Annotated in this window: 8 protein-coding genes; all 8 read left to right on the forward strand. The window is 47.9% G+C overall.

What is annotated here, in order from left to right:
- Nucleotides 1-39 precede the first annotated feature (39 nt).
- The 8 genes from LL912_RS01605 (at nt 40) to LL912_RS01640 (ending at nt 18,849) form a co-directional block, all read left to right on the forward strand.
- Complete coding sequence (locus tag LL912_RS01605) at nt 40-2,436, forward strand: ABC transporter permease (protein WP_235551807.1); 2,397 nt, start codon at nt 40-42, stop codon at nt 2,434-2,436.
- Between the two features lie 235 nt (nt 2,437-2,671).
- Complete coding sequence (locus tag LL912_RS01610) at nt 2,672-3,712, forward strand: DUF4097 family beta strand repeat-containing protein (protein WP_235551808.1); 1,041 nt, start codon at nt 2,672-2,674, stop codon at nt 3,710-3,712.
- 356 nt (nt 3,713-4,068) lie between these two features.
- Entirely contained in the window at nt 4,069-6,513 is a 2,445-nt protein-coding gene (locus LL912_RS01615) for an ABC transporter permease (RefSeq protein WP_235551809.1), read from the forward strand.
- 31 nt (nt 6,514-6,544) lie between these two features.
- On the forward strand, nt 6,545-8,917 hold the full coding sequence (locus tag LL912_RS01620; RefSeq protein ID WP_235551810.1) for an ABC transporter permease: 2,373 nt from the start codon (nt 6,545-6,547) through the stop codon (nt 8,915-8,917).
- A gap of 90 nt (nt 8,918-9,007) precedes the next feature.
- Nucleotides 9,008-11,392 carry an ABC transporter permease gene (locus LL912_RS01625; RefSeq protein WP_235551811.1) on the forward strand — a complete coding sequence of 795 codons (2,385 nt, stop codon included), beginning with the start codon at nt 9,008-9,010 and terminating at the stop codon, nt 11,390-11,392.
- Nucleotides 11,393-11,488: 96 nt separating this feature from the next.
- Nucleotides 11,489-13,876: an ABC transporter permease gene (locus LL912_RS01630; protein WP_235551812.1), complete on the forward strand. Its 2,388-nt coding sequence runs from the start codon at nt 11,489-11,491 to the stop codon at nt 13,874-13,876.
- A 96-nt stretch (nt 13,877-13,972) separates the two neighbouring features.
- Nucleotides 13,973-16,333: an ABC transporter permease gene (locus tag LL912_RS01635; protein ID WP_235551813.1), complete on the forward strand. Its 2,361-nt coding sequence runs from the start codon at nt 13,973-13,975 to the stop codon at nt 16,331-16,333.
- 125 nt (nt 16,334-16,458) lie between these two features.
- A complete protein-coding gene (locus LL912_RS01640) occupies nt 16,459-18,849 on the forward strand; it encodes an ABC transporter permease (protein ID WP_235551814.1) in 2,391 nt (796 codons plus the stop codon).
- Nucleotides 18,850-18,873 lie beyond the last annotated feature (24 nt).

Below are 18,873 nucleotides of genomic sequence, written 5' to 3' on the forward strand. Positions count from 1 at the left end.
GCAGATAGCTAATAACTAAAAACTATAAATCTCAACACGATGATCCGAATGTATTTCAAAACAATGTTCCGGAGCCTTTGGAAGAATAAAACCTTTTCCTTCATTAACATCATGGGGCTTGCCGTGGGTCTTACCAGTTGTTTGCTCATTGCGTTGTATATAAAACAGCAGCTGGATTTTGATGCGTTCGAGGATAAGGGTGACCGGATCGCCCGGGTGCTCATGGAATATAGTTTTGAGGGGAGTGCTGTATCCAATAAAGGCAATTATACAAGTGTAAGGGTGCCGCTGGTACTTAAGCATAATTTTCCCGAGGTGGAAGATGCCGTGATCCTGACTCAGACCAGGCGGATCGTTCAAACCGGTACAAACCTGATTACCGAGAACCGGTTTATGTATGCCGGCGCCTCGTTCTTTAAGTTGTTCAGCTTTAAAATGCTGAAAGGAAATGCCAGTTCGGCACTGGCGGCCCCATTCCAGGTATTATTGACGGCCTCAACCGCAAAAAAATATTTTGGCAATGCGGATCCGATGGGGAAAACCCTGCGACTTACCGGAGACAGCAATCTATACCGCGTTACCGGTGTGCTGGCCGATTGCCCTGCCGCCTCCCAGATTCAGTTTGACTTTCTGGCCTCGTTTTCATCACTGGGCATCAGCAAGGAACATGAAGAAAGCTATTGGGACGCCAACTATACCACGTATATCCTGCTGCGGAACGGACAGGACTTAAAGGGATTGCAGGCCAGGCTACCTGCATTCATGAAAAAAGAAATGGAAGGCGCGCATGCAACGGTGAATTTTTACCTGGAACCGTTTCGAAATGTTCATCTGTACTCCGAATATGATGCGTTTGTACCCAATGTACCCATCCGTTATATCTATATACTGGCGGGTGTAGCCGCATTGATCTTGGTGATCGCCTGTTTTACTTATATCAATTTAAGCACCGCGCGGTCTGCTGAGCGTGCTAAGGAAGTGGGCATACGGAAAGTGGCGGGTGCCGATAAAGGCCAGCTCTTCTGGCAGTTTATTGGAGAATCGGCGCTCCTGTGTTTTATGGCGGTGTTTATTGGCCTCACCGCCGGCGCGGTATTGCTTCCGGCGTTCAGCCGGCTGACCGGTCAGTCCCTTACCCTTGCTTCCTTGTTTTCCTTGCCCATATTGGGTATTGCTGCGGGTATGATCATCCTTGTAAGCTTTACCGCCGGCTGTTATCCGGCCCTGGTGTTGTCTGCCTTTAAGCCTGTTACGGTTTTAAAGGGCGCATTTAAGAATGCAGGACAGGGGCAGTTGCTCCGCAGGTCTTTGATCGTTTTCCAGTTTGTGATTTCGGTCTTTCTGATTGTGTCCACCTTTGTCATCCAGCAGCAGTTATATTATATCCGGCATAAAAAACTGGGCTTTGACCGGGCGCATGTTTTAAAACTGCCGATTCCTTTTACTGCCGAAAATACAGACCTGATCAGATCAGAATTTAAGCAGGATGCAGCCGTATTGCATGTTGCCCGTACCAATAATACACCGGTAAATATGGTGAGCGGGTACAATATGCGCACACCGGATATGCCGCAAAACGCCCAGATAGCAGTAACAGCCAATCCGATCGATCATGAGGTGCTGCCAACAATCGGGTTACAGCTGGTGGCTGGTACCAATCTTACTGAGCAGGATATAAGAGATGTCAGCAACAATGAAACGGAAGGTGAACGGCGCTATCATTTTATCCTGAACGAGTCGGCCGCAAGACAACTGGGATGGAGTCCCCAGGAAGCGATCGGTAAAAAAATGTTCCTGGATGAATCCCGTCCCGGTTATGTGCGGGGAGTGGCAAAAGACTTTAATTTTCAATCGCTGCGCAATCCTATAAAGCCCATTGTACTTTTTTCGGGAGCATTTGGCGGAACTTTATTGATCAAGATAAGCGGAGCGCATATGTCCGAAACCCTTGCCTTTTTGCAATCGAAATGGAAGCAACTGATGCCCGAGCGGCCTTTTGAATACCGTTTCCTGGATGATGAGTACAACGAGCTTTATGAAAACGAACTGCGGTTTGGAAAGCTAATGAATGTCTTTGCCGCAATTGCTATTTTTCTGGCCTGTGCCGGATTATTTGGCCTGTCTGTTTACGCTGCTCAGCAGCGGGTTAAGGAGGTGGGGGTGCGCAAGGTATTGGGGGCGGCAACGGGTAGTATCATCTTCCTGTTGTCAAAAGACTTTATTAAGCTGGCGCTTATTGCGTCGCTAATCGCCTTTCCTTTTGCATGGTGGTTTATGCGCAGCTGGCTGCAACATTACGAATACCGTATTGACATGAAGTGGTGGGTGTTTGCTGCTGCCGCGTTGATAACCCTGGTCATTGCACTGGTAACGGTAAGCGTTCAGGCCGCCAGGGCGGCCCTGGCCAACCCGGTCAAAGCACTCCGGTCGGAGTAAGTGGTTTCGGGTTTAAGGTTCCATATTGGCCTCCTTTTGACGCATGATGTTGGCAGTCAGATCTCCGATCACCAGGGGGCTATGGCTGAAATCTGATAGTTGAAATCTGAAACTCAAATCTCAGCTCTATACTGTAACATTTCTTTGCTGCCTGCGATTATCTATTATAAACCGTGCTTTGAAGGACCGGTGTAATAAACGAACCTACGATTCTTACGGAAACAAAAAAGTTAGTATGAAAAAGAATTTTTTATTATTACTGCTGCTGGTGGGCGTGTGCTGCTCCCATGCGCAACGGTACTCCGGTGTTGCACCGTATCTTACAAAAAATTTCAGTGCGGCTGCTGTAAAAGAGATAAGGGCCGAAACCTCGGGCGGGTCTATATCCGTTGAAGGGGGTAAAACCTCCGGACTGGTGGAAGTGTATGTGGAACCCTCCAACGGCGGTCTGCGAAGAAAAATGTCGGATAACGATATTAAAACCATACTGGACCGGTATTACGACCTTGAAGTAAGCACTTCCGGTAATGTGGTGGTGGCGAAAGCTTCCCGGAGGGACCGTGGCTGGAGCGATCAAACGGGCCTGTCGATTTCGTTTAAGATCTATACGGGAACGAACGTCAACACGAACTTAAAGACCAGCGGCGGAAGCATTCACCTGAGGAGCCTGAAGGGCGATCAGTTTTTTAAAACCAGTGGCGGCAGTTTGCTGGTAAAAGAGGTGGCCGGAAAAATTTCCGGGAAAACCTCCGGTGGCAGTATCGATGTGTCGGATTCCCGGGATGAAATTGATCTGGTGACCAGTGGCGGTTCTATTAAGGCGGATCATCTGGAGGGCCGGATCCGGCTGAAGACTTCAGGCGGATCCCTGAATCTGTCGGACCTTTCCGGCAATATTGAAGCGCGTACGAGTGGCGGATCGGTTACTGCATCGGATATCAAAGGCGATCTGTTTACCAGTACCTCCGGCGGCAGCGTTACCTTAAGAGGGATTAACGGCAACCTGGATGCCAGCACCTCCGGAGGCCGGATCCGGGCGGAGCTTGTAGGTACAAAAGATTTTATAAAGCTGCATACCTCTGCAGGCGGCGTGGATATCGATATGCCGCGTACCACAAATGCACAATTCAATCTCAGGGGAAGTAAAGTAAATATCAGCCGTCTTGGTGATTTTAACGGTTCCATTGAAAAAGACCAGGTAAAAGGCGTAATTGGTGCCGGTAAATTACTGGTGGAGGTTTCAGCTTCCAGTGGCGTCGTTGATGTGAATATGTAATACAGACAGCTTCGGATAAAGCGGCTGCATCGTTGCCGTACATAAGCGTCATTCTGTTCCACCGGAATGACGCTTGCTGTTTTGAAGGCAACACATCGGTTCATGTACAGGATGCCAGAGGCTTTGTAAACCATTTTAGCGGTATACATGCATCGCTATTATAAGCCGTAGACGCCGGGCGATGCTGTTTAAAGGTGTACCAAAACCGGACAGTTTTTTGTTTTAAAAGCGGACATTTCAATCTTTGTTTCTTTGTTAATATATTGATTAGTAGTTTTTTAAATTTACGGCATTATCGTTGGTTCCATTTGTTTGTGGCACACAACAGATGTTAAATATGTTTTAAACAACCAGCCATGTTTAGAAACGATCTTAAAATTACCTGGAGGCAGCTAAAAAAACAGAAGATGTATGCGGCGGTCAAGATTGGCGGTTTCGCGTTGAGTATTGCAGCCTGTTTGCTGATTGCTCTTTATATCCGGGACGAACTAAGCTACGACCGCAGTTACCTGGATGTAGATCGTATATACCGGCTAATTGAACAATACCAAGACAATAGAAAGGTAGAAAAGGGCTGGTCGTTTCCTGCTCCTCTGGCAAAGATCATACGGGAAGATTTTCCGGAAGTAGAAAACACCGCGCGTCTGATGCCTAGTGCGCTTTTTGACGGAGCCGGCAGTAACCAGATACGGTCAACAGCCGTTTTAGAAAATGCCTATGAGGATAAATTCGCATATGCAGATCAAAGCCTGCTGGATATTTTAAAAATACCCATGATATATGGGAGCCGGGCTGCAGCCCTGGCCGAACCGAAAACGATGGTACTTACCAAAACAATGGCTGATAAATATTTCCCCCATCAGAACCCGGTTGGCAAAACGATGATCCTGAATGAAAATAAAGAACGGATCTATAAGATAGGAGGCGTGATTGCAGATTTTCCGGCCACATCGCACTTCCCGTTCCACTTTCTGCTGACACTTACAGGCCATGAGCTTTGGCCGGGCGAACAGGTGGAATGGAGGGCCAACAATTACAGTATATACACCCTTTTGAAAAAAGGGACCGATCCTGCGGTCTTACAACGCAAATTCAAACGGATACTGACCCAATATTATTTGCCGGCTTTAAAGAGCTCCGGGGCAAAGGACCCCGAGGTAATGATACGCGATATGCATATGCTATTACAGCCGTTAACAGATGTGCATTTGAAATCGGTAGACATTGATGACTGGCAATCAAAAGGGGATATCCGTTTTGTATGGCTGTTTGGCGCGGTAGCCGGCTTTATTCTGATCATTGCCTGTATCAATTTTATCAATCTTTCAACAGCCCGGTCGGCCAACAGGGCAAAGGAAGTAGGGCTGCGTAAAGTAGTTGGATCACGCCGGAGCGGGTTGATACGGCAATTTCTTACGGAATCCATCTTGTACAGTTTTGCTTCATTTTTGTTGGGCATGCTGGTGGCCGTTATCCTGCTGCCGTATTTTAATCACATGGCGGCAAAGACGCTGATCATTCCGTGGAGCAGCTGGTGGTTATTGCCATTGCTGGTTTTAGGAACTGTGATCATCGGTATTGTAGCGGGACTTTATCCGGCGTTTTACTTATCCTCCTTTAAACCCGTAAAAGTATTAAAGGGAACATTGGCAGGAGGAAGCAAAAGTTCCTTTTTACGAAACGGGCTCGTTGTTTTTCAGTTTGCCACATCCGTTACCCTGATCGTTTGTACCCTGGTGGTGTACCGGCAAACACAATACCTGCTGAACCGGAATGCGGGTTTCAACAAAGACCAAATACTGCTCCTGCAGGGTACGGGTACCCTGGATGCTAAAAATACATTGCCTCGCCTGAAAAGTGAATTATTGAATATAGCGCAGGTAAAACAGGTGTCCGTCAGTGATTATCTGCCGGTGTCCGGCACCAAACGCGACAGGAACCCCTTTTTTAAGGAAGGCAAAACAAAAGAAGAAACCGCGGTAGGCGGTCAAAAATGGTATGTAGATGTGGATTACATAAAAACAATGGGCATGCAACTGGCTGCCGGCCGCGATTTTTCGAAGGCCCTGGTTTCAGATTCCGCAGCGGCCATTATCAATGAGGCCATGGTAAAAGCACTGGCATTGAAAGGGCCGGCCGTGGGCCAACGCATTACGAATGCTTGGGAAACATTTACCATTGTCGGTGTTGTAAAGGACTTTAATTTTGAAACTATGCGTCAGCAGGTAGAGCCTTTATGCCTGGCCCTGGGCCGGTTCAATCCCTCATCCATAGTAGCGGTAAAACTATCGCCGGAGCAACTAAAGCATACGATTGCCTCCATTACTGCCGTCTGGCAAAAGTTTGCGCCCAATCAACCGATACGATATACTTTTCTTGATGAACATTTTGCCCGTATGTACGCAGATGTACAACGCATGGGAACGATCTTCAGCAGTTTTGCCGTACTGGCCATCCTGATTGCCTGCCTGGGGCTTTTTGCGTTGTCGGCATTTATGGCGGAACAGCGCACCAAAGAAATTGGTGTCCGGAAGGTATTGGGCGCAGGTATAGGGAACCTTATGATACTGCTGTCAAAGGACTTTGTAAAACTGGTATTGATCGCCCTCCTGATTGCCACTCCTTTTGCCTGGTGGATCATGGGGCAATGGTTGCAGGATTTTGCATACCGTATTTCCATCAGCAGTTGGATGTTTCTGTTGGCGGGCATATTGGTCATAGCGGTAGCGCTCATCACCATCAGTTTTCAATCGGCTAAAGCGGCGTTGGCCAACCCTGTAAAAAGCCTTCGAACAGAATAAGTAACGAAATACTTCCGGTAAAAGAACATATATGCTGAAAAACTATTTTAAAACGGCTTGGAGGAATATCAAAAGATCGCCCGGTTACAGCGGTCTGAATGTGCTGGGACTGGCTACCGGTATGGCCGTGGCGCTAATGATTGGCCTTTGGGTACAGGAGCAATACAGCTACGACCGGTTCCTGCCGGATAATGACCGGTTGTACCGGGTGCAGCGGAATTTCGATAGCAATGGCGATACCCTTACTTTCCAGACCACTTCTTTGAAACTGGCAGATGCGCTCCGCAACCAGGTACCGGAAATCGAGTATGTAGCGGAAAGCGACTGGATGGGACCGCATGGATTAATGGCGGGTGATAAAAAACTGTACCTCGACGGCGGGCTTACCGGTACTGATTTTCTGAAAATGTTCCGGTACCCGCTATTGCAGGGAAGCGCGGGCACGGTATTCCGCGATGCATATTCCATTGTACTCACCGAGTCTACGGCAAAAGCCCTCTTTGGCAATGACAACCCGATGGGTAAAACGGTACGCTTCGATAACCTGCACGATCTGAAGGTAACCGGCGTGTTAAAGGACCTCCCGCGGCAGTCGACCGTCCGGTTTAATTACCTGGTGCCCTTTAGCTACCTGGAGCAAACCCATCAGGAGGTACAGCAGCGCAAAACGGGCAGTTTCGCAGCCAACGGCTACCAGATCTTTGTGAAGCTGAAACCGGGTATTTCCTATGAAGCAGTATATCCCAAAATAAGAACCATAGAACACACCGAAAAGGACAATGTAAATGCTATGAGCTCTTATATTACCCTGCAGCCGCTGCGTAACTGGCACCTGTATTCCAACTATGTAAATGGCCAGGATACTGCTGGTTTCCTGGTGTATGTGCGGATGTTCAGTATCATCGGTGTGCTGGTATTGCTGATCGCCTGCATCAATTTTATCAACCTTACCACCGCAAGGTCGGAAAAAAGAGCCCGGGAAGTAGGTGTAAGAAAAGCCGTTGGCTCCAGGCGTAAGGACCTGATATTGCAGTTCCTTACAGAATCGTTGGTACTAACACTACTGGCTCTTGTGCTGGCATTGATAATGGTATGGATCTTACAAAATCCGTTTAACGCACTTACCGGCGGGAATGTTTCCATTCCTTTTTTAAGTGGTTATTTCTGGATGATGATGTTGGGAGGCGTATTGGTGACCGCTGTATTAGCTGGTAGCCGGCCGGCATTTTATCTTTCCGGTTTCCAGGCTGTGAAGGTATTAAAGGGCTCGGTCCGGACCGGCAACGCCGCTTCCGTTTCCCGGAAAGTGCTGGTGGTGCTGCAGTTCAGCTGTTCCATCGCGCTGATCATCAGCACCATTGTTATTTACAGACAGGTACAGCACGCAAAAGATCGGCCCAGCGGTTACCAGCTGAACCGGTTAATGTCCACGAACAGCAATACCGATCTTGATCGCAACTTCACCGCTCTGAAAAATGAATTGCTGCAAAAGGGTATTGTGCAGGGTATGACCAGCGCCAGCAGCCCGGCCACCAATGTATACTGGCATACAGATCTCGATCATTGGCCCGGAAAGCAGGCGGGTGAAACCGTGGAAATGGGCATGATCATTACCGGAGAAGACTATTTTAAAACCCTGGGTATGTCGATCGGGGCAGGACGCGATTTTGCAAATGCCAATGATACAACCAGCGTTGTGTTTAATGAGGCCGCCGTTAAACGGCTTGGTTTAAAAGACCCGGTAGGCCAAACGATAAAGTGGAATGACAATACTTACCGGGTTGTTGGGGTAGTAAAGGATGCGCTCATGTTGTCGCCCTTTGCTCCGCCGGATCCTACCATGTTTGCCATCAGCCCGCGGCCCAATGATGTGCTGTTGTATAAGCTGGCACCGGGCATCGGAACAACAAAGGCCATTGAACAATTGAATACGATATTCAGCAGGTACAGCCCCGCATTTCCTTACGAGTACCAGTTTGAAGACGAAAACTATGCCGGGAAGTTCCGGATAGAATTGCTGATTGGCAAGTTATCCGGCATCTTTGCCGCGCTTGCCATCTTTATTTCATGTCTTGGTTTGTTTGGCCTCGCGGCATATATAGCCGAGTTGCGTACCAAAGAGGTGGGTATCCGTAAGGTACTTGGAGCTTCCGTTTTGCAGATATGGGTGTTACTGTCGCGGGATTTTATCGTGTTGGTCCTGATCAGTTGTTTACTGGCTGCCCCTGTAGCCTATTATTTCCTGAACGGGTGGCTGCAGAAATATCAATACCGGGTCAATATCGGGTTGTGGATCTTCCTGGTGGCGGCGATGCTAGCGGTGGTAATTACAGTAATAACGATCAGTGCCCAGGCGATGAAAGCCGCAATTGCAAATCCGGTGAAGGCACTTCGGTCGGAATAGGCAATAATCAATAGGCAGCGGAGGATCGTAAATAAAAAGTTACACCATAGATTTCTCATTATAAACAGCTCACTTTGATACTCAAAAAAAATGATTAAAAACTATATACGAACCGCCTGGAGGAATCTTGTAAAAAGCAAGGTGTTCGCGGTTACCAATATTATGGGACTTTCCATAGGCATGGCTGTGAGCATGCTGATTGCCGTATGGATCTGGAATGAGCTATCCTATAACAAGCAGATAAATAACTATCAGCGCATTGCGCGGGTGATGCAGCATAAAACCAACAAAGGCGTGATTCAAACGGGTATACAAACACCCTACCCGCTAGGCGATGCCCTCCGGCAGGAATACGGTGACCTGTTTCAGCAAGTGGTGGTGGGTACGGGCATATATGGGCACCCGGTTAAGGCCGGTGAAAAGCAGCTGGACCTCAGCGGAGGTTTTTTTGAACCGGGAGCAGGTGCGTTGTTGGGATTGAAGATGATTGATGGGGTTCAAAACGGACTTGAAGATGTGAATAGCATTATGTTGTCGGCATCTTCGGCCCGTTCTGTTTTTGGCACCACTGCTGCTGTTGGGAAAGCAATTACGCTGGATAAAGACCTGGTAGTGAAAGTAACCGGTGTGTATGAGGACCTTTCGAAAAATTCCGATTTCGGAGCATTGCTGTTCATTGCTCCCTGGCAATTATTCCTGCGTCATACGGACTGGATCCGCACCGCAGAGGATCCCTGGCGCCCCAATGCGTTTGTAACGTATGTGCTGCTGAATAAGGGGCAGGACATACAGAAAGTGTCCCGGCAGATAAAAGACGTTCGGCTAAAGCATGTAAACGCCCGGTTGGCAATTCAGAAACCGGAACTGTTTTTACATCCTATGGAGCGCTGGTACCTCTACGATTCATTTAAAAACGGCGTTAATACCGGTGGGCGTATTCAATATGTGTGGATGTTTGGGATCATTGGTGTGTTTGTGTTATTGCTGGCCTGTATCAATTTTATGAACCTGAGCACAGCACGCAGTATAAAACGGGCGCGTGAAGTGGGGATCCGTAAAACGATCGGATCATTCCGCAAACAACTGATTGTACAGTTTTTTTGCGAGTCGCTGTTGTATGCGGTGCTGGCATTTGGAATAAGCCTGGTATTGGTGGCGCTCGCCATGCCGCTGTTTAACGCGATTGCTGGAAAGCAGCTGCCCCCGGTTTGGAAGGAGCCGCTGTTCTGGGCCGGTGGTGTCTTTTTCTGCCTGCTTACGGGAATGCTGGCAGGTATTTACCCGGCCTTCTACCTGTCGTCTTTCCGGCCGGTTAAAGTGTTGAAAGGAACTTTCAAAGCAGGACGTTCCTCCGCTATGCAACGCCAGGTACTGGTAGTGGTTCAGTTTACGATTTCTATTATGTTGATCATCGGAACCATTGTTGTGTTCAATCAGATCCGGTATACAAAAGACCGGCCGATCGGGTACGACCGGAACGGGCTGGTGATCATAGATGTAAATACTTCCGGGATTCATGACCATCTAGACGTGATCAAAAGACAATTGCAGCAACAAGGAAATATTGTATCGGTGGCGGAAACCAACGGATCGGTTAGCGGCGACTTTTCTACAACGACCGGCATCGACTGGCCCGGAAAGGAGGATGGCACCAGTGCGGAGTTCCCGTTTCTGGGTGTAGGCTATGATTTTGGCAAAACCATCAATTGGCAGGTGGTGGCGGGGCGTGACTTTTCGAGGGATTTTCCTTCCGACTCAGCTGGAGTCATCCTGAATGAGGCCGCTGTTAAATATATGGGCCTCAAGCAACCGATCGGAACGGTAATTTACGCAGATAAAGCACCCATAACCATTATTGGCGTCGTAAAGAATATGATTATGGAATCACCGTTTGCATCCGAACGGCCGGCTCTTTTTTATTTTGACAAAAATGCCGGTGGTTATCTGATGGCGCGGATCAACCCGGCGGCAAGCGCTTCGGCGGCGATTGCACAACTGCAGTCGGTATTTAAAACCTATGTGCCCGACCAGCCTTTTCATTATCAATTTGTAGACGACGCATTTAACCAGAAATTTGGAGATGAGGAACGTTTGGGGACGCTTGGCGGGGGCTTTGCTTTGCTGGCCATCTTTATCAGTTGCCTGGGCTTATTTGGAATGGCTTCTTTTATGGCGGAACAACGGGTAAAGGAGATTGGTGTACGTAAGGTACTGGGGGCTTCAGTACCCGGTTTGTGGAGATTATTGTCACAGGATTTTATACGCCTGGTTTTCCTGGCCTTGGTCATTGCTATCCCGGCGGGGTGGTATTGCATGCATAACTGGCTGCAACACTATAGTTACCGGGTTTCAATTTCCTGGGAGGTTTTTGTGATAGCTGCCTCCGGTGCGGTTTTAATTGCCTTGATCACGGTGAGTTTTCAGGCAATAAAAGCGGCGGTGGCCAACCCGGTGCGGGCGCTTAGGTCGGAGTAGGGAGTTGGCAATAGTGAATGGCGAACAGGCAATAGCGATAGGGAATGGAAGATTATAGATAGTACTTCTCACCCGGATACTCAAACAAAAAAAACAATGATCAAAAATTATATAAAGACGGCCTGGAGAGGGCTTGTGCGCAACAAGGCTTTTTCACTGATTAATGTGCTGGGGCTTTCGGTGGGGATGACGGCCTGCTTTATTATCTATATGTATGTTGGTTTTGAGCGCAGTTATGATACCTTCCATACCAGGGCTGACCGTATTTACAAGGTTGTTGCCGATGTAAAAACACCCACGGAAACGATCACCACCCAGGGGGTTACATCAGCGCCCGTTGCCATAAACCTGAAACAGGACTTTCCGGAAGTAGAAGAAGCCGTACGGTTTGCAGGCGACGGATTCCTGCTGCGCAAAGGAGATGTGTTTTTCCAGGAAAAAAAATCAGTGCTTGCAGACTCTGCGCTATTCGATGTATTTGATTTCCCATTGGTGTCTGGCAATAAAAAGACGGCGTTGAAGGAGCCGATGAGCATCGTCCTCTCGCAAACAACAGCAAAAAAATATTTTGGAAATACAAACCCTCTTGGGCAACAGGTATTGCTGACCGGCGCGGCCATTAATGCCACGATCACGGGAGTAATGAAAGATATTCCCGAAAACTCACAGATACAGGCGGATTTGTTTGTGTCCATGTCCTCCTATCGCCAGATCTATGGTGTTCCAACGGCCGACAGCGAGTGGACCAACCATGGATTTTACACATATATACTGCTGAAACCAGGTGCGGATGCAAAAAAACTTGCCTCAAAATTTCCGGCATTTATGGAGTATCATCATGGAAGGCAGGCCAGGGAGCTGCAAATGCAGGATTATTTAAGTCTTGAACCGTTGCGCGATGTCTACCTCAGGTCAAAGCGAGATGGCTTTGTATCGGGAAGTATCAATAATGTATATATTTTTTCAGTTATCGCTGTTTTTATCCTGCTGATCGCCTGCGTTAATTTTATAAATCTGACTACAGCTCGTAGCGCAGAACGTGCAAAAGAAGTAGGCGTGCGTAAAGTAATAGGAGCAGCGCGCTTTCAGCTGGCCGGTCAGTTTATTGGTGAGTCTGTTATGATTGCCCTGATGGCCTTTGTGGTTTCTGTGTTTTTGTCGTTCATGCTGATCCCTCTGTTCAATCAGCTTGCCGGCAAAATTATCACTCCTGGTATCTTCCACAACCCGCTGCATGTGTTGGAGTTGTTTGTGCTATCTCTTGTCATTGGTGTTATCGCCGGTATCTATCCGTCGTTCGTTTTGTCGTCCTTTAAGCCGGTAAATGTACTGAGAGGACACCTGGTGACGGGAACCCAACGACTCCTGTTAAGAAAAGGATTGGTGGTTTTTCAATTTGCAATATCCATTGTGTTAATGGTGGGTACCATCGTGGTAGCGGCGCAGCTAAAGTATATGCGTAGCCGGGACCTGGGGTTTAACAAAGCGCATACCCTGTTTATAAATACCAATTTTGACAAAAATAAAGACCGGTTTAAACAATCACTTTCGGGTATCCCCGGGGTGTTGTCCTCCTGTTATTCTGCATTTATTCCGGGGGGAGGAAATACCGCTGCCTATTCTGAACTGGAAAATAAGAATGGCGAAATGCAGAAAACCAATATGGATCTCTATTTTGTTGATTTTGATTATATTCATCAATACCAGCTGCAACTGGTGGCCGGGCGTGGATTTTCACCGGCCTTTAAAACCGACAGTACGCAGGCGATGGTGATCAATGAAACGGCCGTCCGTTCTCTGGGTTATGCCAATCCCAAAGATGCCGTTGGCAAAAACTATAGTCAATGGGGGAGCAAAGGGAAAATAATCGGTGTGGTTAAAGATTTTCATTTTCAATCATTGTTACAGCCCGTAAAACCGTTAACAATGCGCTACGATCCCGGTACGTTTACGATGATCTCCATAAAACTTTCTTCAAAAAATCTTCCCGAAACGATAAAGAATATTGAACAACACTGGAGGCAGATTGTTCCCAACCGGCCATTTGAATATGCCTTTTTAGATACGTTTTTTGATGAACAATATCATGCAGAAGACCGGTTCAGTAATTTGTTTTTCAATTTTGCAATACTTGCCATTTTTATTTCATGCCTGGGTTTGTTAGGACTTTCACTATACAGCACCCTTCAGCGTACAAAAGAAATAGGTGTTCGAAAAGTTTTAGGCGCCCGGGCTACCAATATAGTGATGCTGTTATCGTCGGGATTCTTAAAGCTGGTATTGATTGCTTTTCTTATCGCGTTACCCGTGGCGTGGTTGGGTATGAATAAATGGCTGGATGGCTTCGCATATCATATTCATATAACCTGGTGGATGTTTGCTGTGGCGGGGTTAACGGCAGTGCTGGTTGCGTTTCTCACAATCAGTATACAAGGGCTGAAAGCAGCCCTGGCCAATCCCGTGCGGGCGCTGAGGTCGGAGTAAACAATTGTGAATGGTGAATAGTGAATAGCGGGTGGGAGGTCGTACATAACATTTTTCTCTATAAACGTTTCACCCGAGAGTTCAAAAAATAAAAAAATGATCAGAAATTACATCAAAACAGCATGGCGCAACTTATCCCGGAATAAGGGGTTTATGTTAGTTAATTTATTGGGACTTTCCATCGGGATTTCTGCTACCCTGCTGATCCTGCTTTGGGTGAAGGATGAACTTACGTATGACCGGTTTCAGAAGCATTATGACGACATTCATATGGTGGTAGCCAATCGTGATTTTAAGAACCGCGTATTTACCGACTATAATATGGTACTACCTATGGCCCGGGAATTGCAGCAGGCTGATCCCCTCATCAGGAACGCTACGGTTACGACTCAGAACTATGATCTGCTGCTCCATGTAAAGGAGACCAAGCTCCGGAAGGGAGGCCTGACCGTAGGGGATCATTTTTTTGATATTTTTTCCTGGAAATTCCTGAAGGGTAGTCCCGCACATGCACTCAGCGATCCTTCGTCGATTGTGCTGACCGCATCCGCGGCCAAGGCATTATTTGGGAATGAAGACCCGGTAAACAAAACGATCCGGATTGTTGAAGAGAAACGGGATGCCAGGGTTACAGCCATCCTTGCAGATCCTCCGGGCAATTCAGCGTTCCGGTTTGATTTCCTGACGCCGTTTAATTATAATGATCCGGCGACAAAGCAAATGATGGAGAACTGGGTAGGATCAAGCTGGCGGGTGTACGTACAAACGGCCCCCGGTGCAGATATAAAAAGGGTGGACGCGGTTATCAACCGTGTAAAAAAACAGCATGACCCGGGCGATAAGATTAGTACCTATTTTACTTTTCCGATGAAGCGCTGGCATCTTTATGACGAATTTAAAGAGGGTAAAAACGTGGGCGGCATGATTGAATACGTGCGCATGTTCATTATTGTTGCAATCATCATCCTGCTGATTGCCTGTGTGAATTTTATGAATCTTTCCACGGCGCGCTCGGAAAAGCGGTCAAAAGAGGTAGGCATCCGCAAAACCCTCGGATCCGGCAAGTTGAGACTGGTATTGCAGTTCTTTTCAGAGTCGATGATGTTGGTACTGATCGCATTTGTGGTTTCCATAGGAATCGTATTGCTGTTGCTGCCTTCTTTCAATCAGCTGGTAAATAAAAAACTGGAACTCGAGTTCGGGCAACCGGTATTCTGGCTGGGAAGCTTGGCCATCATCATTATAACCGGTATCCTTGCAGGCAGTTACCCGGCTCTATACCTGTCTTCATTCCGCCCGGTGAAAGTGCTGAAAGGTGTTTTTGTATCCAGCGGTAAAACCGCATTGCCCCGCCATATACTGGTGGTATTCCAGTTTATGATCTCCATCCTGCTGATCTCCGCCACGATTATTGTATACCAGCAAATACAGCATATAAAGGACCGCAAGACGGGGTATGACGCCCACAACCTGCTGATGATTACCGGAACGGAGGAAACCGAAAAGAACTTTGCAGTTATCAAGCAGGAGTTATTGCAAAGCAGGACCGTTACCGCCGTTACGCGTTCCAGTTCGCCCATTACGCAGGTATGGTGGAAGTCTGGTGCACCGGACTGGAACGGGAAGCCGGCTGATCTGAATGTGATCATTTCGGGCATACGGACGGATCTCGATTTTACAAAAACAATGGGCATCCGGTTACTTCAGGGCCATGATTTTACCGGTAATCCCGCTGATTCCGCTTCCATACTGATCAACAAAGCAGCTGTAGAAGCTATGGGCCTGGAACATCCGGTTGGAATGGAAATGCGGTTTGGTGATGAAAAATACCAGGTGATCGGTGTTACCGGAAATGTGGTGATGGAATCGCCGTTTCAGCCGGTGGATCCCATGTTGACCTTCTACAAACCCAACGCCACCGGCGTGATCAGTTTGCGTATTGCCGATGAAATACCCGTGAAAAAAGCGCTGACTTCGATTGAAGCGGTATTTAAAAAATATAACCCGGCTTATCCTTTCGAATATCAGTTTGCAGATAACGAGTTCGGACAGAAATTTATAAGCGAAGAACTGATTAGCCGGATCACTAATATTTTTGCGGGGCTGGCCATTTTTATCTGCTGCATAGGACTGGGTGGACTGGCCGCGTATACAGTAGAGCGGCGGTTCCGGGAAATAGGCATCCGCAAAGTGCTGGGGGCAACCATCAGCCAGGTATTATTGCTGATCGGGCGCGAGTTCCTGAAACTGGTGATGATCGCATTTGTAATTGCAGTACCCCTTACCTGGTGGCTGATGTATCACTGGCTTCAAAAGTACACGTATCACATTCATATCAGCATACTGGTATTTGCGGCTGTAGGCGTATTGGTTTTGTTACTGGCGTTATTGGTGGTAGGATTGAATACGTTCCGTGCGGCTATGGCCAACCCGGTGCGTTCGTTGCGAACAGAGTAGCCTGGCTGAATGGGAGTAATGGGTGCGCCGGTAGGGGATGGTCAACCTGGGCCTGCGGTCAAAACAAGTACCCTTTACCACTTGTCACCGGTTCCCGGCCATGAAGTATTAAGACACATTGAAGCATGTTTAAGAACGACATAAAAATAGCACTCCGTAATAGCTGGCGCGACCGGTTCTACTCCGGTTTAAACCTCCTGGGGCTGGCCGTTGCCATCGCTACTTTTTTGCTGATCATAAATTATGTGCGTTTTGAACGCAGCTATGAAGCTTTTCATAAGAATGCCGCAAATATGTACCGGGTTACGGTGGATATGTACAAAGGCAGCGAATACGTTGGTACGGATTGTGAAACCTATCCTCCGCTTGGACCGATGCTGGTGCAAACCATGCCGGAAGTGATCGGCTACGTACGCCTGCAGGATCTGGGAACGGTTGAAGTGCAACACAGAGACAGGGCCGTGTTAATCAGTAAGGCCTATGCTGCAGATGCTTCCGTATTTTCTGTTTTTAGTTACAGTCTTTTACGGAAAAAGCAGGGCGTATTGTCCTCACCGGACCAGTTGGTGATCACGGCCGCCGTGGCTCAAAAACTTTTCGGTACGATTGAAGTATTGGATAAAACGGTACGGGTAAAGGACCGGTTGTTTACCATTGCCGGCGTAGCGGAAGACATTCCGGCTAACACGCATCTGAAGTTTGAAATGCTGTTGCCCTTTGACTACATCAAAACCTTGGGATTTGATCCCGGTAACTGGAACGGGAATAATAATTTTACGTACCTGTTGATGAAGCCCGGTACCGGGCTCAACCGCTTTAATGAAAAACTGCGTCAATTTTCCCATGCCCGGTTAAAACACGAAGTGTTAAAAGCAGAACCGGTAAAAGATATTCATCTCTATTCCAATAAATCCTTTGAACCGGAAGCAAACGGCAGCCATCTTGTTGTGGATTTTCTGATGATGATTGCACTGCTGATTTTGTTTATTGGAGTAGCGAATTATATAAATATAACCACGGCCCGTCTTGTAGAGCGTTCAAAGAATGTGAGCGTTCGGAAAGTGCTCGGGTCATCCCGCTGGTCCCTGGTAAAGCTGTTTTTTACAGAATCGCTGATCATGAGCTCGGTCGCCTTCGTTTTGGCGTTATTGCTGGTGCAGGTATCTATGCCTGCTTATCGCGCCATTACGGGAGTCGGTTCCGGCGGATGGTTATGGCGTAGTGCTGGTTTTTGGATGTTTTCGGGGGTACTGTTTGTGTTGATTTGCCTGCTGGCGGGGCTATACCCTGCATTGCTGGCATCCGCGGTAAAAATAACTGCGGTTACCAGGCGAACATTCACGGGCCTCGGAAAAGGAACCAGGCTGCGTAAGGTGCTGGTGTTGGGACAGTTTACTGCTGCCCTGGCCGTGAGCATGTGTGCGGCTGTAATTTATCAGCAGATCCGGTTTGTAAGAAGCCGTAACCTGGGCATGAATATGGAACAGGTACTGGTGATAAAAGGTCCCCTGATGCCGGCAAGTGATTCCCTGCAGCGGGTTTCAGGTCAGCGGTTCAAGAATGACCTGCGCCGGATCCCGGGTATAAGGATGGTGGCGTTTTCTTCTTCGCTTCCGGGTGCAGATGATAACACCCTGAATACCCAGACCGACGTGCGGCGACTGGCTGCATCTCAAACCACCGGGTATAATTATTATCTCTACGGTGTGGATGAAGACTTTCTGCCCGTACTGAATAACGGCTTGATTGCCGGACGTAACTTCTTTGAAGCACCCGTACAGCACAACGAGGTTATTATCAACGAAGAGGCCTGCCGCCTGTTGGGGTTTGAGACGCCGGCTGCGGCTATTGGTGCAAAAATAAAAGTCAATTCCGGACCTGTTAACGTGGCTACCGTTATCGGAGTGAACCGGAATTACCGTCAACAGTCGTTGAAGCAGGCGCAGCACCCGCTCATCCTCTGGCATGAACAGGGAATCTATGGATATTTTACCGTAAAATTGGTTACGGGTGAAGTGCATCAGGTGCTGCAGACGATTGCCGGCAAATGGAAAGAAGATTTTCCGGGCCATACCATGGATTATTTTTTTATGGATGAAATGTATAACCGGCAGTACCAGCAGGATATCAGGTTCGGAAAACTGGTCAATGTCTTCTCCGTGATTACCCTGTTTATCGCCTGTTTAAGCCTGCTGGGGTTATCGGTATTGAATACGTCCATGAAGACAAAAGAAATTGGAATACGGAAAGTGATGGGGGCCGGTTTTAGTGAGATACTCGCGCTGCTCTCCGTGGATTTCTTAAAGCTGGTGGTGCTGGCAGTGCTGCTGTCCGTTCCGGTTACCTTGCTGGCCATGCACGCTTGGCTACAGAACTTTTCCGACCGGATCAGTATACAGTGGTGGTTATTTCCGTTGATGGGTGCGTTCGTGTTGGGAATTGCCCTGGTCACCATCCTGCTGCAGGCATTCCGGACGATTAAAAAGAACCCGGTGGAAGCCCTGCGAACGGAATAACACCAACGGATCAGAATAAAATTC

Source organism: Niabella agricola, assembly GCF_021538615.1.
Taxonomy (GTDB): domain Bacteria; phylum Bacteroidota; class Bacteroidia; order Chitinophagales; family Chitinophagaceae; genus Niabella; species Niabella agricola.

Bases quoted from the DNA above. Each gene is read 5' to 3' on its own strand.
- LL912_RS01630 (WP_235551812.1), top strand. From the start codon at position 11,489: ATGATCAAAAATTATATAAAGACGGCCTGGAGAGGGCTTGTGCGCAAC.
- LL912_RS01635 (WP_235551813.1), top strand. From the start codon at position 13,973: ATGATCAGAAATTACATCAAAACAGCATGGCGCAACTTATCCCGGAAT.
- LL912_RS01625 (WP_235551811.1), top strand. From the start codon at position 9,008: ATGATTAAAAACTATATACGAACCGCCTGGAGGAATCTTGTAAAAAGC.
- LL912_RS01615 (WP_235551809.1), top strand. From the start codon at position 4,069: ATGTTTAGAAACGATCTTAAAATTACCTGGAGGCAGCTAAAAAAACAG.
- LL912_RS01620 (WP_235551810.1), top strand. From the start codon at position 6,545: ATGCTGAAAAACTATTTTAAAACGGCTTGGAGGAATATCAAAAGATCG.
- LL912_RS01605 (WP_235551807.1), top strand. From the start codon at position 40: ATGATCCGAATGTATTTCAAAACAATGTTCCGGAGCCTTTGGAAGAAT.
- LL912_RS01610 (WP_235551808.1), top strand. From the start codon at position 2,672: ATGAAAAAGAATTTTTTATTATTACTGCTGCTGGTGGGCGTGTGCTGC.
- LL912_RS01640 (WP_235551814.1), top strand. From the start codon at position 16,459: ATGTTTAAGAACGACATAAAAATAGCACTCCGTAATAGCTGGCGCGAC.